The organism is Enterobacter sp. C6 (assembly GCF_008122455.1).
GTDB classification, from domain to species: Bacteria; Pseudomonadota; Gammaproteobacteria; order Enterobacterales; family Enterobacteriaceae; genus Enterobacter; species Enterobacter pseudoroggenkampii.
This window is the reverse complement of the sequence record NZ_QPFW01000216.1, coordinates 12,445-37,446: the sequence shown is the minus strand read 5'-3', so window position 1 is coordinate 37,446 and position 25,002 is coordinate 12,445. Positions and strand designations below refer to the sequence as shown.

Annotated in this window: 22 protein-coding genes and 1 pseudogene; 16 read left to right on the top strand and 7 right to left on the bottom strand. The window is 58.0% G+C overall.

What is annotated here, in order from left to right:
- Positions 1-551, top strand: a pseudogene (locus tag DOU50_RS11480) (serine hydroxymethyltransferase); the annotation flags it as partial.
- Between the two features lie 54 nt (positions 552-605).
- Here the strand turns inward: DOU50_RS11480 and DOU50_RS11475 are convergent.
- Positions 606-1,028, bottom strand: coding sequence for a DoxX family protein (locus DOU50_RS11475; RefSeq protein WP_024908634.1), 423 nt, complete (start codon positions 1,026-1,028; stop codon positions 606-608).
- Positions 1,029-1,201: 173 nt separating this feature from the next.
- Here DOU50_RS11475 and DOU50_RS11470 point away from each other — a divergent pair, with 173 nt between their 5' ends.
- Complete coding sequence (locus DOU50_RS11470) at positions 1,202-2,347, top strand: 3-phenylpropionate MFS transporter (protein ID WP_148769409.1); 1,146 nt, start codon at positions 1,202-1,204, stop codon at positions 2,345-2,347.
- On the opposite strand, the gene csiE is transcribed toward DOU50_RS11470, so the two are convergent.
- Positions 2,342-3,619: a stationary phase inducible protein CsiE gene (csiE, locus tag DOU50_RS11465; protein WP_032648681.1), complete on the bottom strand. Its 1,278-nt coding sequence runs from the start codon at positions 3,617-3,619 to the stop codon at positions 2,342-2,344. The genes DOU50_RS11470 and csiE overlap by 6 nt on opposite strands.
- 125 nt (positions 3,620-3,744) lie before the next feature.
- On the opposite strand from csiE, the gene DOU50_RS11460 reads away from it, so the two are divergent.
- Both DOU50_RS11460 and DOU50_RS11455 read left to right on the top strand, forming a co-directional pair.
- Positions 3,745-4,383 (top strand): DUF1007 family protein, encoded by a 639-nt coding sequence (locus DOU50_RS11460; RefSeq protein WP_148769408.1) that lies wholly within the window; start codon positions 3,745-3,747, stop codon positions 4,381-4,383.
- Complete coding sequence (locus DOU50_RS11455) at positions 4,374-5,354, top strand: nickel/cobalt transporter (RefSeq protein WP_148769407.1); 981 nt, start codon at positions 4,374-4,376, stop codon at positions 5,352-5,354. The genes DOU50_RS11460 and DOU50_RS11455 overlap by 10 nt, the downstream gene beginning before the upstream one ends.
- A 40-nt stretch (positions 5,355-5,394) precedes the next feature.
- Here the strand turns inward: DOU50_RS11455 and suhB are convergent, their stop codons facing one another.
- Positions 5,395-6,198, bottom strand: coding sequence for an inositol-1-monophosphatase (gene suhB, locus DOU50_RS11450; RefSeq protein WP_024908639.1), 804 nt, complete (start codon positions 6,196-6,198; stop codon positions 5,395-5,397).
- A gap of 131 nt (positions 6,199-6,329) precedes the next feature.
- On the opposite strand from suhB, the gene trmJ reads away from it, so the two are divergent.
- The 11 genes from trmJ (at position 6,330) to sseB (ending at position 15,112) form a co-directional block, all read left to right on the top strand.
- Positions 6,330-7,055: a tRNA (cytosine(32)/uridine(32)-2'-O)-methyltransferase TrmJ gene (trmJ, locus tag DOU50_RS11445; protein WP_024908640.1), complete on the top strand. Its 726-nt coding sequence runs from the start codon at positions 6,330-6,332 to the stop codon at positions 7,053-7,055.
- A gap of 218 nt (positions 7,056-7,273) precedes the next feature.
- Complete coding sequence (gene iscR / locus DOU50_RS11440) at positions 7,274-7,765, top strand: Fe-S cluster assembly transcriptional regulator IscR (protein WP_024908641.1); 492 nt, start codon at positions 7,274-7,276, stop codon at positions 7,763-7,765.
- 119 nt (positions 7,766-7,884) lie between these two features.
- Positions 7,885-9,099, top strand: coding sequence for a cysteine desulfurase (gene iscS, locus DOU50_RS11435; protein WP_008502157.1), 1,215 nt, complete (start codon positions 7,885-7,887; stop codon positions 9,097-9,099).
- 24 nt (positions 9,100-9,123) lie between these two features.
- Complete coding sequence (iscU, locus tag DOU50_RS11430) at positions 9,124-9,510, top strand: Fe-S cluster assembly scaffold IscU (RefSeq protein ID WP_003860661.1); 387 nt, start codon at positions 9,124-9,126, stop codon at positions 9,508-9,510.
- A gap of 13 nt (positions 9,511-9,523) precedes the next feature.
- Complete coding sequence (gene iscA, locus DOU50_RS11425) at positions 9,524-9,847, top strand: iron-sulfur cluster assembly protein IscA (RefSeq protein WP_003860659.1); 324 nt, start codon at positions 9,524-9,526, stop codon at positions 9,845-9,847.
- Positions 9,848-9,927: 80 nt separating this feature from the next.
- Entirely contained in the window at positions 9,928-10,443 is a 516-nt protein-coding gene (hscB, locus tag DOU50_RS11420; RefSeq protein WP_024908642.1) for a co-chaperone HscB, read from the top strand.
- 14 nt (positions 10,444-10,457) lie between these two features.
- Entirely contained in the window at positions 10,458-12,308 is a 1,851-nt protein-coding gene (gene hscA / locus DOU50_RS11415; protein WP_024908643.1) for a Fe-S protein assembly chaperone HscA, read from the top strand.
- A gap of 1 nt (position 12,309) precedes the next feature.
- Positions 12,310-12,645, top strand: coding sequence for an ISC system 2Fe-2S type ferredoxin (gene fdx, locus DOU50_RS11410; RefSeq protein ID WP_003860652.1), 336 nt, complete (start codon positions 12,310-12,312; stop codon positions 12,643-12,645).
- 1 nt (position 12,646) lies between these two features.
- On the top strand, positions 12,647-12,847 hold the full coding sequence (iscX, locus tag DOU50_RS11405; protein ID WP_003860650.1) for a Fe-S cluster assembly protein IscX: 201 nt from the start codon (positions 12,647-12,649) through the stop codon (positions 12,845-12,847).
- A 60-nt stretch (positions 12,848-12,907) separates the two neighbouring features.
- Entirely contained in the window at positions 12,908-14,194 is a 1,287-nt protein-coding gene (gene pepB, locus DOU50_RS11400; protein ID WP_148769406.1) for an aminopeptidase PepB, read from the top strand.
- 141 nt (positions 14,195-14,335) lie between these two features.
- Positions 14,336-15,112 carry an enhanced serine sensitivity protein SseB gene (gene sseB / locus DOU50_RS11395; RefSeq protein WP_032648693.1) on the top strand — a complete coding sequence of 259 codons (777 nt, stop codon included), beginning with the start codon at positions 14,336-14,338 and terminating at the stop codon, positions 15,110-15,112.
- 17 nt (positions 15,113-15,129) lie between these two features.
- Here sseB and DOU50_RS11390 read toward each other — a convergent pair whose 3' ends face one another.
- The 4 genes from DOU50_RS11390 to DOU50_RS11375 form a co-directional block, all read right to left on the bottom strand.
- Positions 15,130-15,900, bottom strand: coding sequence for a MurR/RpiR family transcriptional regulator (locus DOU50_RS11390; RefSeq protein WP_024908646.1), 771 nt, complete (start codon positions 15,898-15,900; stop codon positions 15,130-15,132).
- A 2-nt stretch (positions 15,901-15,902) separates the two neighbouring features.
- A complete protein-coding gene (gene sseA, locus DOU50_RS11385; RefSeq protein WP_148769405.1) occupies positions 15,903-16,748 on the bottom strand; it encodes a 3-mercaptopyruvate sulfurtransferase in 846 nt (281 codons plus the stop codon).
- A gap of 90 nt (positions 16,749-16,838) precedes the next feature.
- Complete coding sequence (locus tag DOU50_RS11380; RefSeq protein WP_148769404.1) at positions 16,839-18,206, bottom strand: 6-phospho-alpha-glucosidase; 1,368 nt, start codon at positions 18,204-18,206, stop codon at positions 16,839-16,841.
- Positions 18,207-18,218: 12 nt separating this feature from the next.
- Positions 18,219-19,763 carry a PTS transporter subunit EIIC gene (locus tag DOU50_RS11375; protein WP_148769403.1) on the bottom strand — a complete coding sequence of 515 codons (1,545 nt, stop codon included), beginning with the start codon at positions 19,761-19,763 and terminating at the stop codon, positions 18,219-18,221.
- Positions 19,764-20,049: 286 nt separating this feature from the next.
- On the opposite strand from DOU50_RS11375, the gene DOU50_RS11370 reads away from it, so the two are divergent.
- Positions 20,050-25,002, top strand: a complete 4,953-nt coding sequence (locus DOU50_RS11370; RefSeq protein WP_148769402.1) for an alpha-2-macroglobulin family protein — start codon at positions 20,050-20,052, stop codon at positions 25,000-25,002.

The following is a 25,002-nucleotide window of genomic DNA, read 5'->3' as shown; positions in this document are numbered from 1 at the left end:
GCGGTGGCCTGATCCTGGCGAAAGGCGGTGACGAAGAGCTGTACAAAAAACTGAACTCCGCGGTGTTCCCAAGCGCGCAGGGCGGCCCACTGATGCACGTTATCGCGGCAAAAGCGGTCGCGCTGAAAGAAGCGATGGAGCCTGAGTTCAAGGTTTATCAGCAGCAGGTTGCTAAGAACGCCAAAGCGATGGTGGAAGTGTTCCTGAACCGTGGCTACAAAGTGGTATCCGGCGGTACTGAAAACCACCTGTTCCTGCTGGATCTGGTTGATAAGAACCTGACCGGTAAAGAAGCTGACGCTGCCCTGGGCCGCGCCAACATCACCGTGAACAAAAACAGCGTGCCAAACGATCCGAAGAGCCCGTTCGTGACCTCCGGTATCCGTATCGGTTCTCCGGCCGTGACTCGCCGCGGCTTCAAAGAAGCAGAAGTGAAAGAGCTGGCTGGCTGGATGTGTGACGTTCTGGACAACATCAATGACGAAGCGGTTATCGAGCGCGTCAAAGGTAAAGTTCTGGATATCTGCGCACGCTTCCCGGTATACGCATAATTCCTCTGCTTTGCAGAAATAAAAAAGGCCGCGCTTGCGGCCTTTTTTTATGGCTTAACGCCGGTCAAGGGAAATCGCGCCGGGACCAACAATCGCCAGCAAAATAAAGGCGCCAGCAATACTGATATTCTTGTAGAAGTTAATCATATTCGGTACGACCGCATCACCGGTCATATCCCAGTAGTGATGCCCAATCACCGCCGTTCCGAGGGTGTAGAACACAAACAGTACCGCGAGAGGACGGGTGAAAAAGCCCAGTACGATCAGGATAGCGGCAGGCACTTCCATCACCACCGCAATAATGGCCGCCAGCATGGGCATCGGCGTCCCCAGCGAGGTCATGTATTGTACGGTGCCGCTAAATCCCGTCAGTTTTGGATAACCAAAGATAATAAACAGCACGACAAGTGCGATGCGGCCAATGAGCAGCAGCAGGTGACGTGACTGGCCGAAATCGAGATAACGTAGTGAGTTCATGGCAGAAAAACCTCTGCAAGTGGAGTAATTTAAACGTAATACATATTTCCATTCCCTGCCATACGCCAGGCGACTGCACAAGATGTTAATTTTTCGTTAATTTATAGCAGGCTATCTACTTGCTTAATTTTTATATTCTCGCCAGACTATGGCCTCGATTTCGGGAGGGATTCATGGTCTTGTATTCCACGCGCTGGCTGGCGCTGAGTTATTTCACCTATTTCTTTAGCTACGGTATTTTTCTGCCCTTCTGGAGCGTCTGGCTCAAGGGTATCGGCCTGACGCCCGAGACCATCGGCGTCCTGCTGGGGGCCGGGCTGGTGGCGCGTTTCCTCGGCAGCCTGCTGATTGCCCCGCGCGTCAGCGATCCCTCCTTACTGATCAAGGCCGTGCGCATTCTTGCTCTGCTGACCCTGATCTTTGTGGCCTGCTTCTGGGTCAGCCACCAGTTTGCCTGGCTGATGGTGGTGATGGTCGGCTTTAACCTGTTCTTCTCACCGCTGGTGCCGCTGACGGATGCCCTGGCGAACACCTGGCAAAAGCAGATCACCATGGACTATGGTCGCGTGCGCCTGTGGGGCTCTATCGCCTTTGTGATTGGCTCGGCGCTGGTGGGCAAACTGGTCAGCCTTTACGATTATCGCGCCATTCTTGCCCTGCTGAGCATCGGTATTGCCTCGATGCTGCTGGGCATGCTGTTGCGACCGTCGGTGATGCCACAAGGGGAAAGCCGCCATCAGGAGAGCGCCGGCTGGCCCGCATGGCGGAGCCTGGTCGCACAAAGCTGGCGTTTTCTGGCGTGTGTGTGCCTCCTTCAGGGGGCGCATGCGGCGTATTATGGCTTCAGCGCCATCTACTGGCAGGGGGCAGGGTATTCCGCTTCCGCCGTGGGCTATCTATGGTCGCTGGGCGTGGTGGCCGAAGTCATTATCTTTGCCCTGAGCAAAAAACTGTTCCGTCGCTTTGGCGCGCGTGACCTGCTGCTGCTTTCCGCCGTGTGTGGGGTGGCGCGCTGGGGGATTATGGGCTGGACGACCGATCTGCCGTGGCTGATTGTGGCGCAAATTCTTCACTGCGGCACCTTTACCGTGTGCCATCTGGCAGCCATGCGCTATATCGCTGCGCGCGAGGGCGGGGACGTGATTCGCCTGCAGGCCGTCTATTCGGCAGTGGCAATGGGGGGCAGTATCGCGATCATGACGGTGTTTGCGGGGTTCCTCTATCAGCATCTGGGGCACGGCGTCTTCTGGGTGATGGCGCTGGTCGCCTTGCCCGCCATCGTTGTTCGCCCTAAAGTGGCTCCCCGCGCGTCGCTATGATTCCAGCATGGCGCGAATATGTTCTTGCTGCTGCGCGTTCAATGTCTCAACGGCATGAATCAACGGCGGCGAGAACAGCGGCAGGGCCGTAGGGTAGGGGGTGATAACCAGCGCGGCTTCGCGCGGCGCCCCCTCTTTCTGAAAGGCCTGCAGCGTCAGGTAGCGAATATTGAGCGGCAGCAGCGTCAGCTCGCGAAGCTGCTGTTCGATCTGTTCCTCACTGGCTTTATCGTCTCCCGTCAGCAGGATCACCTGTTTTTCATGCAGGTCAGTCTCCTGCATCAGCCAGGCACCAAAAATCACCGCCACGAGGCTCATCTCTTCATCGGAAAAACGCAGGCCAAATTCCGCCTCCAGTTCAAACAGCGCCTCTTTCGTGGTGCGTAACAGTCGGGGATAAAGGCGGTGGATCTCCTCCGGCAGGTTATTGTCGATGCCGATCTCAAACAGCGAACGGTCCAGCGCCTGAGCCAGATGGATATACAGCTGATCGGTCAGCCCTTGTTCATCGCTGAAGTTCATCCCGGTCTGGGAACGAAAGCGGGCCACCATGCGCACGATGGCCCGACGTAGACGCTGATCCTGCTGGTGCTTATCAAGCACCGGATCGGGCGTGCGGAGCATCATAAACAGCAGCGCCAGAAACAGCTGTTCATCCCCGTGGGCACCCTGCGGGACGCGCCGTCTCCAGTGGCGCACGATCTCCTGGGCCGTAAAATACTCCCCTCTCGACTGGGTCCAGCTGCGCTGAACGTGGGAAAACTGCGGCGTATTCCCGAGCTGGTGCTGAATAAGGCAGTATTGCAGATAAAGCTGTAAAAACTGGACGTCGCGGCATTCAAACTGGCGCTGGAGCTTGCGTGAGCAGAAGCCGATCAGTGCCCGCAGGTTCGCATCGTCGTAAAGCGGACGCGCAATGCCGTGTTGTTTAAGCGCGGTTTTTAATGCGGGGGTAAACTGGTGCGAGACGAATTGCGGGCAAAGCCGCAGCGCCCGGCGCAGCCAGTGCAGCAGGCATAAACGCTGATTCAGGGCTGTGCCTTCAATCCGGTAGCAGCCGTCGTGGTGCGTAACGATATCCAGTCGGTGATAGCGCTGGATTTCATCGCGCGTCTCGGCTATATCTTGCCGTGCCATCGCGTCATCCACGCCGTTGGCAGCGATTATGCTCTGTGCGGTGACGGCAGCATCGGGCAGGTAAAGCATCAAAAGCACCTGGCAGCGGCGCTGCGAACTGGAAAGCACAGATGGAATTTCAAGCGTCGTCATCATCTGTCGGGTATCCAGTGTGAATGTTTGATAAGAATAGCTAAAGGATGAGCGCTGAAAAGCGCGCCGGCAGGCCTTTCACTCAGGATTGCTGGGGAACATCACAGAATTTTTGACGTGAGGAATTGATGCAAACAGTTAAACAATGTGCGATGGCGTTATTTTTGGCGGTTATCAGCTTAACCGCCAGCGCACACCCTCACAGCTTTATTGACATCAAAACCGAGCTGGTCACCGACGGCACGCAATTGAGCGGCCTGAAAATGCGCTGGACGATGGATGAAATCACCTCGGCCGATCTGCTCTACGATGCGGGAAATGCGAAGCCCGGCGATGAAATCTGGAAAAAGCTGGCGGCGGAAGTAATGGCCAACGTGCTCGGCCAGCACTACTTCACTGAATTCTGGCACAACGGGCAAAAGGTCAAATTTCTGAACCGACCCACGGAATACGGGATGACGCGTGAAGGGCACCAGGCGGTGCTGACGTTCGTGCTTCCGCTGGCGCATCCGCAGCCGCTGGCGGGGCAAACGTACCGCTTTTCCACCTTTGACCCTACCTACTATGTTGACATGCGCTATGACAAAGACAGCGACGTACGGCTGCCGGACGCGCTGCAAAAAAGCTGCAAAATTGGCGTGCACACCCCGAAACCCAGCGAAGAGACGCTGAACTTTGCGGTCTCGCTTGATAAAGAAGATGCACCGCCCGAGGATATGGAATTGGGTAAACAGTTTGCGCAGGAGGTGACGTTACAATGTCAGTGATCTCCTCTCCGGTTCGGAAACCGCGCCGCTGGCTGCACCTCTGGCCGCTGGCGCTCTTTTTACTGTTAGCAACTGGCGGTGCGCTGTGGCTGTGGCAGGCCTGGCCGCAGGTCATGATGAAAAGCATTATCTGGCAGCGTGAGGTTAACCAGCAGATGAGCGGTCTGCTGAAGGCGGTGGCGGAGAACCCGACCAAAGCGGGTGGTTCCCTGCTGGCGTTCAGTTTTGTCTATGGCGTTCTGCACGCCCTGGGGCCGGGGCACGGCAAAATCGTCATTACCACCTGGCTTGCTACCCATCCGTCGAAGCTCAAATCGAGTATCGGCCTGACGCTGGCCTCCTCGCTGCTGCAGGGCGGCGTGGCGATTGCACTGGTCGTTGTTGTGCTTTCACTTTTGCAGCTTCCGGCGCGCCAGCTGCACATGAGCAGCTTCTGGCTTGAAAAAGGGAGCTATGCGCTGGTGGGCCTGCTGGGGCTGATCCTGTGCTGGCGGGCGCTGAAAAAGCTGCGCGTGCTGCTGCAAAAGCCGAAATTCAAAACCTTTACGCCGCACCACGTTCATGATGAAAACTGCGGCTGCGGGCATCAGCATTTGCCCACACAGGAACAATTACAGAACGGCGACGACTGGCGCGCGCGGCTGGTGATTGTTCTCTCTATGGGCATGCGCCCGTGTTCGGGTGCCATCATGGTGCTGCTGTTCAGTAAGGTGATAGGCGTGTTCGGCTGGGGCATGCTGTCCGCGCTGGCGATGGCGGCAGGAACCTCTCTCACCATTTCGTCTTTAGCGCTGCTGGTACACAGCTTCCGTCAGCTGGCGGTCAAACTCAGCGGCAATAAAACACCGGTGCTGTGGCGGCAGGTTGGCTGGACAACGCTCGCGCTGGCGGGCGGGGTGATTCTGCTGCTAGCGGCGGTAACGATGTGGATGAGTGCGGTACCGGTGGGAAGGGGATTGCGGCCGTTTTAGTTTCAATTCCCTCTCCCACAGGGAGAGGGAATTACCGGGATTAACGCTTCAGCGCATCGCTCAGTTCATCACGCATGTTTGCCAGCATGGCTTTAACAACGCGTGGGTTACCCGCAACGATGTTGCCGGTAGACAGATAGTTATGGCCGCCGGTGAAGTCGCAAACAATGGCGCCTGCTTCACGCGCGATCAGCTCGCCCGCTGCAAAATCCCATGGCTTCAGTGAGAGTTCGAAGTAACCGTCAACGCGGCCGGTGGCAACATAGGCCAGATCCAGCGCAGCAGAACCGGTGCGACGGAAGTCCGCGCATTCGGTGAACAGTTTGCCCAGGATATTCATATAGGTGGTCGCGTGCTGTTTTGCCTTGAACGGGAAACCGGTCGCCAGGATGGTGCCGTCCAGATCGCGTGCGTTGCTGCAGCGCAGACGGTAGCCGTTCAGCTGTGCGCCCTGACCGCGGGTCGCGGTGAACAGTTCGTTACGCATTGGATCGTACACAACGGCGACTTCAGTACGGCCTTTAATGCGTACTGCGATAGACACAGAGAAGTGTGGCAGGCGTTTGACGAAGTTGGTGGTGCCATCCAGTGGATCGATAACCCATTGAACATCCTGATCGGTACCTTCATGTTCACCGCTTTCTTCGGTGATGATGGTGTGCTGTGGGTAAGATTTGCGGATCGTTTCGATAATAATCGCTTCTGCGGCTTTATCGACGTTCGTCACGAAATCATTGCTGCCTTTCTGGCTGGTTTCTACGGAGTCTGGCGTTTCGTAGTGTTTGGCAATTACATTACCCGCCTTGCGCGCTGCGCGCACGGCGATGGTCAGCATCGGATGCATCGGTCTCTCTCACTGGATGTTAAAGAACAGGAAAATCGGCGCAGAGTATAGCAGCGGGATCGGATTATGTCTCCCGTTTATGATAATATGCCCGAATATTCTTCAGACGCTGAATTCAGACATTAAAAATTATGCTGCAAAACATTCGAATCGTGCTGGTCGAAACATCGCACACCGGCAACATGGGCTCCGTTGCCCGCGCTATGAAAACCATGGGCTTAACGAACCTGTGGCTGGTTAACCCGCTGGTGAAACCCGACTCGCAGGCTATCGCGCTGGCGGCCGGGGCCAGCGACGTGATCGGCAATGCCCAGATCGTCGACACCCTTGACGAAGCGCTGGCCGGCTGCAGCCTCGTTGTGGGTACCAGCGCGCGTTCGCGCACGCTGCCGTGGCCAATGCTCGATCCGCGTGAATGCGGCCTGAAAAGTGTCTCGGAGGCAGAACAGGCGCCGGTTGCGCTGGTGTTTGGCCGCGAGCGCGTTGGCCTGACCAACGACGAGCTGCAGAAGTGTCATTATCACGTCGCGATTGCGGCAAACCCGGAGTACAGCTCGCTGAACCTGGCGATGGCGGTGCAGGTTATCGCTTACGAAGTCCGTATGGCGTGGCTGGCAACGCAGGAAAAAGAGGTCGAGCCGAAAGAAGAGACGGCTTACCCGCTGGTGGACGACCTTGAGCGTTTCTACGGTCACCTGGAGCAGACGCTGCTCTCAACCGGCTTTATCCGTGAAGGCCACCCGGGCCAGGTGATGAACAAGCTGCGCCGTATGTTTACCCGCGCGCGTCCGGAAAGCCAGGAGCTGAACATCCTGCGCGGGATTCTGGCGTCGATTGAGCAGAAGAATAAAGAGTAGTGCCGGTTTGTTTTCTCTCTCCCTGTGGGAGAGGGGCGGGGTGAGGGCATCAGGCCGCACCTGTATTATGAAGGCACAGAAGGTTAAATACCTGACTAAAACAGTCAAGTAAATAGTTGACCATTTTAGTCAGGAATGTCAGACTTGGCCCTGCTATGCAATACCCCATTTTACTATAAAAAACCCCGGGCAGGGGCGAGTTTGAGGTTAAGTAAGACATGAGACTGACATCTAAAGGGCGTTATGCCGTGACCGCGATGCTGGACGTTGCGCTCAACTCCGAAGCGGGCCCGGTTCCGTTGGCTGATATTTCTGAACGACAAGGGATCTCCCTCTCTTATCTGGAACAGCTGTTCTCCAGACTGCGTAAAAATGGACTGGTTTCCAGCGTTCGTGGTCCAGGCGGCGGTTATCTGCTGGGTAAAGACGCGGGCAGTATTGCAGTTGGTGAAGTGATTAGCGCAGTTGACGAATCCGTTGACGCGACCCGTTGCCAGGGTAAAGGCGGCTGCCAGGGCGGCGATAAGTGCCTGACCCACGCGCTGTGGCGCGATCTGAGCGACCGTCTCACCGGCTTCCTGAACAACATCACCCTGGGTGAACTGGTCAATAACCAGGAAGTTCTGGATGTCTCTGGTCGTCAGCACAGTCAGGATTCCCAACGCAGCACCCGCGCGCAGGACGCTATCGACGTCAAACTGCGCGCGTAATAAAACGATAAGTATTTCAGAATCAGGCCGGGGCGAAGACTCGCCCCGTGTACTCGGTCGTACATCCAGCCGGTTGCCTGATTCCTTGCATTGAAGCGATGTACGGAGTTTAAAGAGCAATGAAATTACCGATTTATCTCGATTACTCCGCAACCACGCCGGTGGACCCGCGTGTTGCCGAGAAAATGATGCAGTGTCTGACCCTGGACGGAAACTTTGGTAACCCAGCTTCCCGTTCACACCGTTTTGGCTGGCATGCTGAAGAGGCGGTTGATATCGCCCGTAATCAGATTGCTGACCTGGTGGGTGCCGACCCGCGTGAGATTGTTTTCACCTCCGGTGCGACCGAATCCGACAACCTGGCGATCAAAGGTGCAGCCAACTTTTATCAGAAAAAAGGCAAGCACATCATCACCAGCAAAACCGAACATAAAGCCGTGCTGGACACCTGCCGTCAGCTGGAGCGTGAAGGGTATGAAGTCACCTACCTGGCGCCACAGAGCAACGGCATCATCGACCTGAAAGAGCTCGAAGCGGCCATGCGTGATGACACCATTTTGGTTTCCATCATGCACGTCAACAACGAAATCGGCGTGGTACAAGACATCGCGACCATCGGCGAAATGTGCCGCGCGCGCGGTATCATCTACCACGTGGACGCGACCCAGAGCGTGGGCAAACTGCCTATCGACCTGAGCCAGCTGAAAGTTGACCTGATGTCCTTCTCCGGCCACAAAATCTATGGCCCGAAAGGGATTGGCGCGCTGTACGTGCGTCGTAAGCCGCGTATCCGCATCGAAGCACAGATGCACGGTGGCGGTCACGAGCGCGGCATGCGTTCCGGTACGCTGCCTGTTCACCAGATCGTGGGCATGGGCGAAGCCTACCGCATTGCAAAAGAAGAGATGGAAACCGAGATGGCACGCCTGCGCACGCTGCGTAACCGTCTGTGGGACGGCGTGAAAGATATGGAAGAAGTGTATCTGAACGGCGATCTCGAGCAGGGCGCACCGAACATCCTCAACGTCAGCTTCAACTATGTTGAAGGCGAGTCGCTGATCATGGCGCTGAAAGACCTGGCGGTTTCTTCCGGTTCTGCCTGTACCTCTGCAAGCCTTGAGCCATCCTACGTGCTGCGCGCGCTGGGTATGACTGACGAGCTGGCACACAGCTCTATCCGTTTCTCTTTAGGTCGTTTCACTACCGAAGAAGAGATTGACTACACCATCAAGCTGGTTCGCAACTCCATTGGCCGTCTGCGCGACCTTTCTCCACTGTGGGAAATGTTCAAGCAGGGCGTGGATCTTAACAGCATTGAATGGTCACATCACTAATCGGTACATAAGGAGAATTCAATCATGGCATACAGCGAAAAAGTCATCGATCATTACGAAAACCCACGCAACGTTGGCTCTTTTGACAACAGTGACGAATCTGTTGGTAGCGGCATGGTCGGTGCGCCGGCGTGTGGCGACGTGATGAAGTTGCAGATTAAAGTCAACAATGAAGGTATCATTGAAGACGCGCGCTTCAAGACCTACGGCTGCGGTTCTGCTATCGCGTCCAGCTCCCTGGTCACCGAATGGGTGAAGGGCAAGTCTCTGGACGAAGCACAGGCAATCAAGAACACGGATATTGCTGAAGAACTCGAACTGCCACCGGTGAAAATTCACTGCTCAATTCTGGCAGAAGACGCGATCAAAGCCGCCATTGCGGATTACAAAAGCAAACGTGAAGCAAAATAATTGAGGTTTGAGTATGTCGATTACCCTTAGCGACAGCGCTGCCGCGCGAGTAAGCTCTTTTCTGGCGAACCGTGGTAAAGGCTTTGGCCTGCGACTGGGCGTACGTACCTCCGGCTGTTCTGGTATGGCTTACGTACTGGAGTTTGTTGATGAACCGGCGTCTGACGACACCGTGTTTGAAGACAAGGGCGTGAAGGTGGTGGTCGATGGCAAAAGCCTGCAATTCCTCAACGGCACTCAGCTGGACTTCGTTAAAGAAGGCCTGAACGAAGGGTTCAAATTCACGAACCCGAACGTCAAAGACGAGTGTGGTTGCGGCGAAAGCTTCCACGTTTAACCGCGCGTCATCCGAAACCCCACCGTGGCGTTACCCGCTACGCGTGGGGTTTGTTTTAACAGGCTACCCCTGAGATTGTTATGGATTACTTCACTCTCTTCGGACTACCCGCTCAATACCCGATTGATCTCCAGGCGCTGACGATCCGCTTTCAGGATCTGCAGCGTCAGTACCATCCGGACAAATTCGCGAGCGGTACTCAGGCAGAGCAGCTGGCTGCGGTATCGCACTCTGCGACCATCAACCAGGCCTGGCAGACGCTGCGTCATCCGCTGGCGCGCGCTGAATATCTGCTCTCGCTCCACGGTTTTGATCTGGCGAGCGAACAGCACACCGTGCGCGACACGGCGTTTCTGATGGAGCAGTTGGAGCTTCGCGAAGAGCTCGATGAGATTGAACAGGCCAAAGACGAAGCGCGTCTGGAAAGCTTTATTACGCGCGTGAAGGGCATGTTCGATACCCGCCATCAGCAGATGGTGGAGCAACTGAACAACGAGACCTGGGACGTGGCGGCAGATACTGTGCGCAAACTCCGTTTTCTCGATAAACTGCGAAGCAGTGCTGAACAACTCGAAGAAAAGCTGCTCGATTTTTAATTTCGGAAGCAATTATGGCCTTATTACAAATTAGTGAGCCTGGCTTAAGTGCCGCACCGCACCAGCGTCGTCTGGCGGTGGGTATCGATCTGGGCACCACCAATTCCCTCGTGGCGACCGTGCGTAGCGGCCAGGCGGAAACGCTGGCTGACGAGCAGGGCCGCCATCTGCTGCCTTCCGTGGTCCACTACCAGCAGCAGGGTCACGCGGTCGGCTATGACGCCCGCGCCAACGCCGCGCGCGATCCGGCCAACACCATCAGCTCCGTCAAGCGCATGATGGGCCGCTCGCTGGCCGATATTCAGACCCGCTACCCGCATCTGCCGTATCAGCTGCAGGCCAGTGAAAACGGCCTGCCGATGATCGCGACCGCGGCCGGTCTGCTGAACCCGATTCGTGTTTCTGCTGACATCCTCAAAGCGCTGGCTGAGCGCGCTACGGCAACGCTCGGTGGCGATCTGGACGGCGTGGTGATCACCGTTCCTGCCTACTTTGACGATGCACAGCGTCAGGGCACCAAAGACGCCGCGCGTCTGGCGGGCCTGCACGTGCTGCGTCTGCTGAACGAACCGACGGCGGCGGCGATTGCCTACGGCCTCGACTCCGGTCAGGAAGGGGTCATTGCGGTTTACGATCTCGGCGGCGGTACCTTTGATATTTCAATCCTGCGCCTGAGCCGTGGGGTATTTGAAGTGCTGGCGACCGGCGGGGATTCCGCGCTGGGTGGCGATGACTTCGACCATCTGCTGGCGGACTACATTCGCGAGCAGGCGGGCATCAGCGATCGCAGCGATGCGCGCGTACAGCGCGAGCTGCTGGATGCGGCTATTGACGCCAAAATCGCCCTGAGCGATGCGCAGACGGTTACCGTAAACGTTGCGGGCTGGCAGGGTGACATCACCCGCGACCAGTTCAGCGATCTGATTGCCCCGCTGGTGAAACGCACCCTGCTGGCCTGCCGTCGCGCATTGAAAGATGCGGGCGTTGAGGCGAACGAGGTGCTGGAAGTGGTCATGGTGGGCGGTTCGACCCGCGTGCCGCTGGTGCGCGAGCGCGTGGGCGAATTCTTTGGCCGCACGCCGCTGACTTCCATCGACCCGGACAAAGTGGTTGCCGTGGGCGCCGCAATCCAGGCCGATATTCTGGTCGGCAACAAGCCGGACAGCGAAATGCTGCTGCTGGACGTCATCCCGCTGTCGCTGGGGTTAGAAACCATGGGCGGCCTTGTGGAGAAAGTGATCCCGCGTAACACCACCATTCCGGTGGCGCGCGCGCAGGAGTTTACCACCTTCAAAGACGGCCAGACCGCGATGTCCATCCACGTAATGCAGGGCGAACGCGAGCTGGTGCAAGACTGCCGTTCTCTGGCGCGCTTTGCGCTGCGCGGTATCCCGGCGCTGCCTGCGGGCGGGGCGCATATTCGCGTCACCTTCCAGGTGGATGCCGACGGCCTGCTGAGCGTCACGGCGATGGAAAAATCCACCGGCGTGGAATCGTCCATTCAGGTGAAGCCGTCCTACGGCCTGACCGATGGCGAAATCGCCTCCATGATTCAGGACTCAATGAGCTACGCCGAGCAGGATGTGAAGGCGCGTATGCTGGCGGAACAAAAAGTGGAAGCCGCACGCGTGCTGGAGAGCCTGACCGGCGCGCTCGCTGCCGACGCCGCGCTGCTCAGCGCCGCTGAGCGTCAGGTGATTGACGAAGCCGCCGCGCGCTTAAGCGTGGTCGCTGAAGGCAATGACGCTGACGCAATAGAAGAAGCCATTAAAAACGTTGATAAACAAACCCAGGACTTTGCTGCTCGCCGCATGGACAAATCTGTCCGCGTCGCGCTGAAAGGCCAGTCCGTGGACGAGGTTTAATATGCCAAAGATTGTAATTTTGCCTCATGCGGACCTCTGTCCGGATGGCGCTGTTCTGGAAGCGAAGACCGGTGAAACCATTCTCGATGTTGCCCTGCGTGCAGGTATCGAAGTGGAACACGCCTGTGAAAAATCCTGTGCCTGCACCACCTGCCACTGCATCGTGCGTGAAGGTTTTGACTCTCTTGCCGAGAGCACCGAAGACGAAGACGACATGCTGGATAAAGCATGGGGTCTGGAGCCAGACAGCCGCCTGAGCTGCCAGGCTGCGGTGACCGATGAAGATCTGGTCGTTGAATTCCCGCGTTACACCATCAACCACGCACGCGAGCATTGATATGGGACTGAAGTGGACAGACAGCCGTGAAATCGGCGAAGCGCTCTACGACGCGAACCCGGATCTCGATCCGAAGACCGTACGATTCACCGACATGCACCAGTGGATCTGCGATTTAGAGGATTTCGACGACGATCCAAACGCATCCAATGAAAAAATTCTGGAGGCGATTCTGTTAGTCTGGTTAGATGAAGCAGAATAAATAACAAAACGGGCTGCCTTCAGGCGGCCCGTTTGCTAGTTGCTAATAAGGAAAAATAAAATGACCGAAGCGATGAAGATTACGCTCTCTACGCAGCCCGCCGACGCGCGCTGGGGCGAGAAAGCCAGCTACAGCATCAACAACGACGGTATTACCCTGCACCTGACGGGCAACGATGATTTGGGCCTGATCCAGCGCGCCGCGCGTAAAATTGATGGCCTGGGCATTAAGCATGTCTCCCTGGAAGGCGAAGGCTGGGACATCGACCGCAGCTGGGCATTCTGGGCAGGCTACAAAGGCCCGAAAGGCACCCGCAAAATTGAGTGGGCAAACCTTGATGCCGCTGGTCAGAAAGAGCTGGAAAGCCGCCTGCAAATTATCGACTGGGTGCGCGACACCATCAACGCCCCGGCGGAAGAGTTAGGCCCTGAGCAGCTGGCGCAGCGCGCGGTTGACCTGCTGTGCGGCGTGGCGGGCGACAAGATGTCCTACCGCATCACCAAGGGTGAAGACCTGCGCGAGCAGAACTACATGGGTATCCATACCGTGGGCCGTGGTTCTGAGCGTCCACCAGTGCTGCTGGCGCTGGACTACAACCCAACCGGCGATAAAGACGCTCCTGTCTTTGCCTGCCTGGTAGGTAAAGGCATCACCTTCGACACCGGCGGCTACAGCCTGAAGCAGAGCGCGTTCATGGACTCCATGAAGTCCGACATGGGCGGCGCGGCCACCATCACCGGCGCGCTGGCGTTTGCGATTACCCGCGGTCTGAACAAGCGCGTGAAGCTGTACCTGTGCTGCGCGGACAACATGGTGAGCGGTAACGCCTTCAAGCTGGGCGACATCATTCGCTATCGCAACGGCAAAAACGTCGAAGTGATGAACACCGACGCCGAAGGCCGTCTGGTGCTGGCCGATGGCCTGATCGACGCGTCTGCCCAGAAGCCAGAGCTGATTATCGATATGGCGACCCTGACCGGCGCGGCGAAAACCGCGCTGGGTAACGACTACCATGCGCTGTTCAGCTTCGACGACAAGCTGGCCGCTCGCCTGCTGGCCAGCGCCGCTGCAGAAAATGAACCGTTCTGGCGTCTGCCGCTGGCCGAGTTCCACCGCAGCCAGCTGCCGTCCAACTTTGCCGAGCTGAACAATACCGCCAGCGCGGCGTACCCGGCGGGCGCAAGCACCGCGGCAGGCTTCCTGTCTCACTTCGTTGAGAATTATCATGAAGGCTGGCTGCACATCGACTGCTCCGCAACGTACCGTAAAGCCGCGGTTGAGCAGTGGTCTGCGGGCGCAACCGGTCTGGGTGTGCGTACCGTGGCGAACCTGCTGACGGCTGAGTAATCTTTTTAGCCGGGTGGCGCTACGCTTAAGCGCGCCTTCGGAGTCATCATATTGCCCGGCGGCGCTGCGCTTGCACGGGCCTACGGTTTTGTAGGCCGGGTAAGCGAAGCGCCACCCGGCGTTTTTTGAAGTAGCCAAACTATGTCAGATACCAAAAACGAATTAGAAACCCTGCTGGAGCAGGCTGCGACCGAGCCCGCCCACCGTCCGGCTTTTTTCCGCACGCTGCTGGAATCCACCGTCTGGGTGCCGGGCACCGCGGCGGAAGGTGAGCAGGTTGTCGAAGACAGCGCGCTGGATCTGCTGCACTGGGAGAAAGATGACGGCACGTCGGTGATCCCGTTCTTTACTTCGCTGGAAGCCCTGCAGGAAGCGGTAGAAGACGAACAGGCGTTCGTGGTAATGCCGGTGCGTACCCTGTTTGAAATGACGCTGGGCCAGACGCTGTTCCTCAACGCTAAATTGCCGACCGGGAAAGAGTTCACGCCGCGTGAAATCAGCCACCTGATAGGTGAAGAGGGCAACCCGCTCAGCACCCAGGAAGTGCTTGAAGGGGGCGAAACGCTGCTGCTGTCTGAGGTGGCCGAGCCGCCCGCGCAGATGATTGATTCCCTGACGACGCTGTTCAAAACACTCAAGCCCGTCAGGCGCGCGTTTCTCTGCTCTATCAAAGAGCGCGCGGACGAAAAGCCGGTGCTGTTGATCGGTATTGAGGCCGATGGCGATTTCGACGAGATCGTTCAGGCGGCGGGAAGCGTGGCGACCGACACGCTACCGGGCGATGAGCCGATTGATATTTGTCAGGTGAAAAACGGTGAGAAGGGTATCAGCCACTTTATTACCGAGCACATCACCCCGTTCTACGAGCGTCGCTGGGGCGGCTTCCTGCGCGATCTCAAAACCAACCGCATCATCTGATTTCAGCGGGGTGAATGTCACCCCGTTGCTTCCAGCAGCAGTAAATCCATCAGCAGCACCAGATTCGACTCAAACGACGTCACCCCTGCGGCTTCGGCGGCGTAGTGTACCGCTTCGTCATAGAGCGCAAAGTGAACGTCGGCCATCTCTGCCAGCGTGTTGGCCGAGGCGCGGGTAAACGCGACGATGGTCATGCCGACGTTTTTGGCAATCCGCGCTTTATCCAGCACCTGCTCCGTTTCGCCGCTGCGCGAGACGGCAATAAACACCTGATAGCGCGCGGCGTTGCTGAGGAAAATATTCCTGCTGTCCCCCGGCCCGGAGATAAACGCCGTTTTGCCCAACACCTGCAGCTTCTTGGTCAGGTACTCCGCAAAGAGATAGGAAAACCCGGCGCCGTAGAGAAAGAAGCTCTCTTTCTGGCGCAGCAGGTCGGCAAACTGCTGTCGCTTCTCCTGCGTGACCCACTGAAAGGTGTGCTGATAGTTGGCGATAAACTGATTAAACAGCGCCGGGAGCTCAGGACGCGATTGCCCCTGAACGGCAATATGCGGCGTGTCGGAGAGCAGCTGCTTGCAGTGCCAGATAAACTCGCTAAAGCCGCTGAACCCCAGCTTCTGGCACAGCCGCATGATGGTGGCGGTAGAAACAAACGTCGCCTGAGCAAGCTCTCGCACCGTGATGTTGCCCACCAGCAGCGGATGCTCCGTGAGGTGGGCGAGGACGCGATACTCCGCGCGGGTCAGCGATGCCCCGCGCGTTAACAGCGTGGCCAGGCGGTTATCCATTATTATTTCGCGGGTTCGACAGGCAGATCGTCTCGCGCACCCCATTCGCTCCAGGCGCCGTCGTAGAGCGTGACGTCGTTCACGCCGAGCGTGGCGAGCGCCAGGATCACCACGCAGGCCGTAACACCGGAGCCACAGCTGGCAATAATCGGACGATGTAAATCCACGCCAGCACGGTCAAAAATGGCGCGCAGCTCGTCGGTGGTTTTCAGCTCGCCCTCAAACACCAGGTCGCCCCACGGCACGTTCAGCGCGCCCGGAATATGTCCGCGCTTCAGCCCCGGACGCGGTTCATCCGCTTGGGCATTGAAGCGTGGAGCAGGACGGGCATCGACGATTTGCGCCGTTTTTTCATGGCTCACGACCAGCACGTCGGTCAGGCGTTTTACCACGTGGGTGTCAAAGGTCGCGTCGAATTCACCTTCCGGCAGCGTTACGTCACCCTGCTGAAGCGGCAGCTCGTCGCGCTTCCAGCCCGCCAGCCCGCCCGCCAGAATCGACACTTTTTCCACGCCGAAGTTTTTCAGCATCCACCACGCGCGCGGCGCGGAGAAGAGGTTACCTTCATCATAGACAACGAGGTGTTTGTCTTTGCTGATGCCCAGCTCGCGCATCGCCACGGAAAACGCTTCCGGGCGCGGCAGCATGTGCGGCAGGGGAGATGTGTGATCGGAGAGGGCTTCAATATCAAAAAAAACCGCACCCGGCAGATGCCCGGCACGGTATTCACCGGGCACATCACGATGCTCTTGTCCCGGAGGGGCCATACGCGCGTCGATAATCTGAACTTCCGGATTGTCGCCGTGCTCAATCAGCCAGTCGGCAGCGACAAAATATGAGGTGGACATGGGTTGCCTCCATTCTTTTCCGTAAAAAAGGATTGTCGGTGTTTTTTCTGACACCGACAAGCAAACCACGTTCAACTCGCGAGCAAGCCCCTATTTTTTTACCGGTTCGCCGTCCTGCCAGGCTTTTTGCAGCGCTGGCCAGTAGTCGCGGTTGGCCTCAATCATCTCATCCAGAATGGCTTTTGCATGTTCCATGGTCGGCACGGTCCGGTTGAGAGTAAACGCCTGCAAGGCTTTCTCATAGCTGCCTTCGATAGTCGCCTCCACCAGCAGCTGTTCAGATGCGAGCTGCTGTTGCAAAAGCGTCTGATGGAACAGCGGCACCTGACCAATACGGATCGGTTCTGGGCCCTCGGAGGTGATATAAGCGGGAACTTCCACCACGGCATCGTAAGGCAGGTTGGTAATCGCCCCGCGGTTTTCCACCATCACCAGATGGCGGCTTCGCAGGTTAAAGGCCAGCGAGCGGGCGACATCGACGATAAACTCGCCGTGCACGCCCACGTGGAAGGCATCCGGCAGGATCCCGGTGCGCTTATACTCTTCGGCGGCGGCGAACAGCTTTTTCTCGCGCCCGTCCATCACTTCATTGGCGCGGGTATAGTCCGGGTTCTGGTGCGCCACAATCTGGTTCGGCATCAGGTAATACTGCAGATACGGGTTCGGCAGATACTCCGGGAAGTTGTCCATAATCGGCTTAATGTTGCGCCAGGTCTTCACCCAGGAGGGATCGGAATGCTGCGGGTCGGTTTTGGCCGCATCTTCCGTCAGCAGGCCAAACTTCGCGATATGCTTACGCAGCTCGGGCAGCTTGTCTTCGCCATCCACCAGCACGCGGGTAAACCAGCCGAAGTGGTTCAGGCCGAAGTAGTCGACTTCGAGCTTGTGGCGATCGACGCCCAGAATCGCCCCCATATTACGCATCGCGGCTACCGGCATATCGCAGATGTTCAGCACCCGCGCGTTCGGGCGCAGGCGGCGTACGCCCTCCGCGACGATCGCCGCCGGGTTGGAGTAGTTCACGATCCAGGCCTTCTCGTGCGCGTAGCGATCCACCAGATCGATAAGCTCCACCATCGGCAGGATCGTGCGCAGTCCGTACGCCAGACCCCCGGGTCCGCACGTTTCCTGGCCGACCACGCCGTGACGCAGCGGGATCTTCTCATCCTGCTCGCGCATTTTATACTGGCCGACGCGCATCTGGGCGAAGACGAAATGCGCGCCGCTGAAGGCCACTTCCGGGTCGCTGGTGACGGTAAATTTGATACTCTGGCTGTGGTCGCGAATGACCTTCTCGACGACGGGCGCAATGGTGTTCTGACGCGCCTCGTCGATATCGTAAAGGCGAATTTCGGCCAGCGGGAAATCCTGGAGGCGCACCATCAGGCTTTTCACAATACCCGGCGTGTAGGTGCTGCCGCCGCCGGCAATCGACAGGATAAATGGGGGTGTAAACATCTTTAGCTCCTTTCAGAGAAACGTCTCAACGGCTTCTCGCATTTTTTTGACGTGCAGCCCGTAGACCACCTGAACGTTGTTACCTTGTTTGATAATCCCTTTCGCGCCGGTCGCCTTCAGCCGCGGCTCGTCGATGATGGCGACGTCCTTCACCGTGACGCGTAAGCGGGTGTAGCAGTTATCCACCACTTCAATGTTTTCCCGACCGCCCAGACCCACCACGATGGACTCGCCCAGCCCGTCGTTATTGCCTTTAGCCTGGTACTCCTGCTTGCTGTAGAGGCGCGTCTCCTGGTCCTCATCTTCACGGCCCGGCGTTTTCATGTTGAAGCGCAGGATCAGGAAGCGGAACACCACGAAGTAGAGAGCAAACATGATCAGCCCGACCACGATGTACATCGGCCAGTTGGACTTCTCCGTGCCGAGCGGCAGGTTGTAGAGGATGAAGTCGATAATCCCGTTGGCACCGATGGCGTGAACGCCCAGCAGCGAGAACAACATCATGCCGATGCCGGTCAGCACCGCGTGCACCACGAACAGCAGCGGGGCGACGAACAGGAAGGAGAACTCAATCGGCTCGGTCACGCCGACCAGCAGCGAGGTCAGCGCCGCCGGGATCAGAATGGCTTTCGCAATGGCTTTACGCTCCGGCTTTGCGGTCATATACATCGCCAGCGCGGCGGCAGGCAGGCCGAACATCTTGCTGATGCCGCGCGCATCCCACACCACGGTGCTGCTGAGCTGCTTCACGTCCGGGCAGGCCATCTCGGCGAAGTAGATATTGCGCGCGCCCTGATAGGTTGCGCCGCACACCTCCTGCGTGCCGCCCAGCTCGGTATAGAGGAACGGCGTATAAACCAGATGGTGCAGTCCGGTGGGGACCAGAATGCGTTCCAGGAAGCCGTAGATGGCCACGCCAAACGGTCCGGAACCTTTGATGGCCAGCGCCAGGGCGCTAATACCGTGCTGGGCAAACGGCCACAGTTCGCTCATCACCACGCCGAGCAGCATGGAGATGGGGAGCATGACGATAGCGACAAAACAGTGGCCGGAGTAAATCGCCATCGCGCCGTTAAACTGTACGCCGGAGTATTTGTTGTACAGATACCCGGAGAGCGCACCGGTCAGGATCCCGGCAAAAACGCCCATCTCCAGCACCTGCACGCCCAGCACCATGGTTTGTCCGGCCGCTTTCATCTGAGCAGCTGGCGCCAGCGCGCCCTGCAGCTGCAGCGTGACGTTCATGGCGTTGATGAATACGACAAAGGTCACCAGACCAATCAGCGCGGCATAGCCTTTATCACGCGTCGCCAGACCAATCGGGATCCCTACGGCAAACACCAGCGCCAGGTTCACCAGCACCGACACGGCAGATTTCGCGATAAGCTGACCAATATGCTGAATCAGGGGATGGCCAAGAAACGGCAGATACTCCGCGAGATTACCGTTACCCAGCACGTTACCAAAGGCGATAAACAGACCGACGATCGGTAAGATAAGTACCGGTCCGTACAATGATTTTCCGAAATTTTGTAGGGCGTTCACGGCTCGTTTCATGGCTTTCTCTCTTATTGAACCGCGCACTCGGGGTGCGTCATGGTCATAAAACTAGCAGTCTTCAGGCGCGCTTATCCAGCTATCTTCTTGTTTTAAAAACAAATGACGTAAAAGGTTACATGTGACGTTATGTGCTGTGATCGCGGTTCCATCACGGCGTAGCGGCGTGTTGCCATTCTGCGAGGCGCTTTCCAGATTCTAAAATTGGACTTTTTGAATTAATGAAACTTGCGGATAATACTTATCCGGACGACGACCAACAGGCTCCATGGGCCAGGGACAAAGGATGAAACCGTTTCGCTTAGCCGCGCTCTCTCTCGCGCTGCTTACCACGTTTACGCTTGTCGGCTGTGATAACAGCGACGATAAATCTCAGGCTGCGGCTCCCGCGGCATCCACCGCATCCACACCGAAAGCCGCGGAAAAGCCAAATGCTGAAACGCTGGCTAAGCTCGCCGCCCAGAGCCAGGGAAAAGCGCTGACCCTGCTGGATGCCTCTGAAGTTCAGCTCGACGGTGCCGCCACGCTGGTGCTGACCTTTTCTGTTCCGCTGAATCCCGATCAGGATTTCGCGAAAACCGTGCACGTCGTGGATAAGAAAAGCGGCAAGGTTGACGGGGCGTGGGAGCTGGCGCCTAACCTGAAAGAGCTTCGCCTGCGCCATCTTGAGCCCAACCGCAACCTGGTCGTCACCGTTGAACGGGGCCTGCAGGCGTTGAACAAGGCGACGTTCGGCATTGATTATGAGAAAGCCCTGACCACCCGGGACGTTGAACCCACCGTTGGTTTTGCCAGCCGCGGCTCACTGCTGCCGGGTAAGGTGGTGGACGGTCTGCCGTTGATGGCGCTCAACGTCAACAATGTTGACGTCAACTTTTACCGCGTGAAGCCTGAATCGCTGGCCTCACTTGTCAGCCAGTGGGAGTACCGCAACTCGCTGACCAACTGGGAGTCCGATAACCTGCTGAAGATGGCGGAGCTGGTTTACACCGGTCGATTCGATCTTAATCCGGCGCGCAATACGCGCGAAAAATTGCTGCTGCCTCTGAAGGATATTAAACCTCTCCAGCAGTCTGGCGTTTATATCGCGGTCATGAACCAGGCCGGGCACTACAACTACAGCAACGCCGCGACGCTCTTTACCCTGAGCGATATCGGCTTGTCCGCTCACCGTTATCATAATCGCCTGGACATCTTCACCCAGAGCCTGGAAAACGGTGCGGCGCAGTCCGGCGTCACCGTCACCCTGTTGAACGATAAAGGGCAGACGCTTGCCGAAGCGAAAAGCGACGGCGATGGCCACGCAAAGCTTGAGACCGACAAAGAGGCCGCGCTGATCCTGGCCAGTAAAGATGGTCAGACCACGCTGCTCGATCTCAAGCTGCCGGCTCTTGATCTGGCGGAGTTTGATATCGCAGGGAGCCCGGGCTATAGCAAGCAGTTCTTCATGTTTGGCCCACGCGATCTCTACCGCCCGGGTGAAACGGTGATCCTCAACGGTCTGCTGCGCGACAGTGACGGTAAGCCACTTCCGGATCAGCCTGTGAAGCTCGACGTGCTGCGTCCGGATGGACAGGTCGCCCGTACGATTGTCGTCAAGCCAGAGAACGGTCTCTATCGCTTTAACTATCCGCTGGACAGCGGGGCGCAGACCGGTATGTGGCATATCCGCGCCAACACCGGCGATAACCTGCAGCGCCTGTGGGACTTCCACGTCGAAGACTTCATGCCAGAGCGCATGGCGCTCAACCTGAGCGGACAAAAAACGCCGGTTTCACCGCAGGATAACGTGGACTTTAACGTGGTGGGCTATTACCTGTATGGCGCTCCGGCCAACGGTAATTCTCTGCAGGGCCAGCTCTTCCTGCGTCCGCTGCGTGACGCGGTGGCAGCGCTGCCGGGCTTCCAGTTTGGCGATATCGCCGAGGAGAACCTGAGCCGCAGCCTGGATGAGGTGCAGCTTACGCTGGATGAGCAGGGGCGTGGACAGGTTTCTACCGAAAGCCAGTGGAAAGAGGTGCACTCTCCGCTGCAGCTGATTCTGCAGGCCAGCCTGCTGGAGTCCGGCGGCCGCCCGGTAACGCGTCGTGCTGAGCAGGCCATCTGGCCGGCGGCTGAGCTGCCGGGTATTCGCCCTCAGTTCGCCAGTAAAGCCGTTTACGACTACCGCACCGATACCACCGTCAACCAGCCGATTGTTGACGAGAACGGCAACGCCAGCTTCGATATCGTTTACGCCGATGCCAGCGGCGCGAAAAAAGCGGTGTCCGGTTTGCAGGTTCGCCTGATCCGCGAGCGCCGTGACTACTTCTGGAACTGGTCTGAGAGCGAAGGCTGGCAGTCTCAGTTCGATCAGAAAGACCTGGTTGAAGGCGAGCAGGAGCTGACGCTCAAGGCCGACGAGACGGGTAAAGTCACCTTCCCGGTGGAGTGGGGCTCTTATCGTCTCGAAGTGAAAGCACCTGATGAGATGGTCAGCAGCGTGCGCTTCTGGGCAGGGTATAGCTGGCAGGATAACAGCGACGGCACCGGGGCTGCGCGCCCTGACCGCGTGACGCTGAAGCTGGATAAGCCAGCCTATCAGCCGGGTGACACCATCAACCTGCACATTGCCGCGCCAGCCGCAGGCAAGGGCTATGCGATGATCGAGTCCAGCGAAGGGCCGCTGTGGTGGAAGGAGATCGACGTACCGGCAAATGGGCTGGATCTCGCTATCCCGGTCGACAAGGCCTGGAAACGTCACGATCTCTACCTGAGTACGCTGGTGGTACGGCCTGGGGATAAATCCAAATCCGCCACGCCGAAGCGTGCGGTTGGCCTGCTTCATCTGCCGATGGGCGACGAAAATCGCCGCCTGAATATTGCGCTCGATAACCCGCAGAAGATGCGTCCAAACCAGACGCTCTCGGTGAAGGTGAAAGCCAGCGTGAAAGAGGGGGCCGTGCCGCAGAAGGTGAACGTTCTGGTCTCGGCGGTGGACAGCGGCGTGCTGAACATTACCGATTACGTCACGCCGGATCCGTGGCAGGCTTTCTTTGGTCAGAAGCGCTACGGCGCGGATATTTACGATATCTACGGCCAGGTCATTGAAGGGCAGGGCCGTCTGGCCGCGCTGCGCTTTGGTGGCGATGGGGATGAACTGAAGCGTGGCGGCAAACCGCCGGTGAACCACGTCACCATTATTGCCCAGCAGGCGCAGCCGGTCACGCTGGATGCCAACGGGGAAGGCACGATTACGCTGCCGATTGGTGATTTCAACGGCGAGCTGCGTCTGATGGCGCAGGCCTGGACGGAAGACGATTTCGGCAGCAGTGAAAGCAAGGTTATTGTGGCCGCGCCGGTCATTACCGAGCTGAATACCCCGCGCTTCCTGGCAAGCGGAGATACCTCGCGGCTGACGCTGGATATCACCAACCTGACCGACAAGCCGCAAACGCTGAACGTTGCCCTGACCTCTACCGGCAAATTGGTGCTGGAAGGCGCACAGCCGCAGCCGGTTCAGTTGCCGCCAGGTGCGCGCAGCACGCTGTTTATTCCCGTGCGCGCACTGGACGGTTATGGTGACGGTGAAGTGACCGCGCAGGTGACCGGCCTGCAGCTTCCGGGCGAGACTTTCGCACCGCAGCAAAAGAGCTGGAAAATCGGCGTGCGTCCGGCGTTCCCTGCGCAGACGGTAAATACCGGTGCCATGCTGAACCCCGGTGAGTCCTGGACCGCACCGGCGCAACACAGCAAAGGTTTCTCTCCTGCCACCCTGCAGGGGCAACTGTTGCTGAGCGGCAAACCACCGCTCAACCTGGCGCGCTATATTCGTGAACTGCAGGCCTACCCGTACGGATGCCTGGAGCAAACCACCAGCGGCCTGTTCCCGTCGCTCTACACCAACGCGGCGCAGCTTACTGCACTTGGCATCAAGGGCGACGCCGATGACAAGCGCCGTGCAGCGATTGATATTGGCATCTCCCGTCTGCTGCAGATGCAGCGTGAAGACGGCGGGTTCGCGCTTTGGGATAAAAACGGTCCGGAAGAGTACTGGCTGACGGCCTACGTGACCGACTTCCTGGTACGCGCGGGCGAGCAGGGTTACAGCGTGCCTACCGATGCAGTGAATAACGCCAATAGCCGCCTGCTGCGCTATCTGCAGGATCCGGGCATGATGTCCATTCGCTACAGCGACGATACTCAGGCCAGCAAGTTCGCTGTGCAGGCCTATGCCGCACTGGTACTGGCACGCCAGCAAAAAGCGCCGCTGGGCGCGCTGCGTGAAATCTGGGATCGTCACGGACAGGCGGCTTCCGGTCTGCCGCTGATGCAGCTGGGCATGGCGCTCAAACTGATGGGCGATGCGCCGCGCAGCCAGCAGGCGCTGGACCTGGCACTTAAAACGCCGCGTAACGACAGCAAAAACTGGATGGCCGATTATGGCAGCCAGCTTCGCGATAACGCGCTGATGCTCTCTCTTCTCGAGGAGTACAAGCTGCTGCCGGATGCGCAAAATACGCTGCTGAATGCCCTGTCTGAACAGGCCTTCAGCCAGCGCTGGCTGTCAACGCAGGAGAGCAACGCGCTGTTCCTGGCAGGACGTTCGCTGCAAACCTTGTCCGGTACGTGGCAGGCGAAAACCTCTCTGTCTGAGACAGCATCAGGCGGCGATAAGTCACTGGTGCAAAACGTGAACGGCGACGAGCTTGGCGCGCTGCAGGTCACCAATACCGGAACGACACCGCTGTGGGTGCGTCTGGACAGCACCGGTTACCCTGACTATGCCCCTCAGCCGAGCTCGAACGTGCTGCAGGTTGAACGTCATATCCTGGCAACCGATGGCAGCAGTAAATCGCTCTCTTCCCTGAAGAGCGGCGAACTGGTGCTGGTGTGGCTGGAAGTTAAAGCCAGCCAGAACGTGCCGGACGCGCTGGTGGTGGATCTCCTCCCTGCGGGTCTGGAGCTGGAAAACCAGAACCTGGCAAGCAGCAGCGCCAGCCTGCAGGACAGCGGTAGCGAAGTGCAGAACCTGCTCAGCCAGATGCAGCAGGCGGATATTCAGCATATGGAATTCCGCGATGACCGCTTTGTGGCTGCCGTGCCGGTAAACGAAGGTCAGCCGGTCACGCTGGTCTATCTGGCCCGTGCCGTGACGCCAGGAACCTACCAGGTGCCGGTTCCGATGGTCGAGTCTATGTATGTGCCGCAGTGGCGGGCAACGGGGGCGGCCAGTGGCCCGCTGATTGTTGTTCCGTAA

What these genes read in the sequence shown, in the direction of transcription:
- fdx (WP_003860652.1), top strand. Translation starts at nt 12,310, where the DNA reads ATGCCAAAGATTGTAATTTTGCCTCATGCGGACCTCTGTCCGGATGGC.
- hscB (WP_024908642.1), top strand. Translation starts at nt 9,928, where the DNA reads ATGGATTACTTCACTCTCTTCGGACTACCCGCTCAATACCCGATTGAT.
- hscA (WP_024908643.1), top strand. Translation starts at nt 10,458, where the DNA reads ATGGCCTTATTACAAATTAGTGAGCCTGGCTTAAGTGCCGCACCGCAC.
- iscA (WP_003860659.1), top strand. Translation starts at nt 9,524, where the DNA reads ATGTCGATTACCCTTAGCGACAGCGCTGCCGCGCGAGTAAGCTCTTTT.
- iscS (WP_008502157.1), top strand. Translation starts at nt 7,885, where the DNA reads ATGAAATTACCGATTTATCTCGATTACTCCGCAACCACGCCGGTGGAC.
- csiE (WP_032648681.1), bottom strand. Translation starts at nt 3,619, where the DNA reads ATGATGACGACGCTTGAAATTCCATCTGTGCTTTCCAGTTCGCAGCGC.
- trmJ (WP_024908640.1), top strand. Translation starts at nt 6,330, where the DNA reads ATGCTGCAAAACATTCGAATCGTGCTGGTCGAAACATCGCACACCGGC.
- DOU50_RS11460 (WP_148769408.1), top strand. Translation starts at nt 3,745, where the DNA reads ATGCAAACAGTTAAACAATGTGCGATGGCGTTATTTTTGGCGGTTATC.
- DOU50_RS11380 (WP_148769404.1), bottom strand. Translation starts at nt 18,206, where the DNA reads ATGTTTACACCCCCATTTATCCTGTCGATTGCCGGCGGCGGCAGCACC.
- iscX (WP_003860650.1), top strand. Translation starts at nt 12,647, where the DNA reads ATGGGACTGAAGTGGACAGACAGCCGTGAAATCGGCGAAGCGCTCTAC.
- pepB (WP_148769406.1), top strand. Translation starts at nt 12,908, where the DNA reads ATGACCGAAGCGATGAAGATTACGCTCTCTACGCAGCCCGCCGACGCG.
- DOU50_RS11375 (WP_148769403.1), bottom strand. Translation starts at nt 19,763, where the DNA reads ATGAAACGAGCCGTGAACGCCCTACAAAATTTCGGAAAATCATTGTAC.
- DOU50_RS11470 (WP_148769409.1), top strand. Translation starts at nt 1,202, where the DNA reads ATGGTCTTGTATTCCACGCGCTGGCTGGCGCTGAGTTATTTCACCTAT.
- iscU (WP_003860661.1), top strand. Translation starts at nt 9,124, where the DNA reads ATGGCATACAGCGAAAAAGTCATCGATCATTACGAAAACCCACGCAAC.
- suhB (WP_024908639.1), bottom strand. Translation starts at nt 6,198, where the DNA reads ATGCATCCGATGCTGACCATCGCCGTGCGCGCAGCGCGCAAGGCGGGT.
- DOU50_RS11475 (WP_024908634.1), bottom strand. Translation starts at nt 1,028, where the DNA reads ATGAACTCACTACGTTATCTCGATTTCGGCCAGTCACGTCACCTGCTG.
- DOU50_RS11455 (WP_148769407.1), top strand. Translation starts at nt 4,374, where the DNA reads ATGTCAGTGATCTCCTCTCCGGTTCGGAAACCGCGCCGCTGGCTGCAC.
- sseA (WP_148769405.1), bottom strand. Translation starts at nt 16,748, where the DNA reads ATGTCCACCTCATATTTTGTCGCTGCCGACTGGCTGATTGAGCACGGC.
- iscR (WP_024908641.1), top strand. Translation starts at nt 7,274, where the DNA reads ATGAGACTGACATCTAAAGGGCGTTATGCCGTGACCGCGATGCTGGAC.
- DOU50_RS11390 (WP_024908646.1), bottom strand. Translation starts at nt 15,900, where the DNA reads ATGGATAACCGCCTGGCCACGCTGTTAACGCGCGGGGCATCGCTGACC.
- DOU50_RS11370 (WP_148769402.1), top strand. Translation starts at nt 20,050, where the DNA reads ATGAAACCGTTTCGCTTAGCCGCGCTCTCTCTCGCGCTGCTTACCACG.
- sseB (WP_032648693.1), top strand. Translation starts at nt 14,336, where the DNA reads ATGTCAGATACCAAAAACGAATTAGAAACCCTGCTGGAGCAGGCTGCG.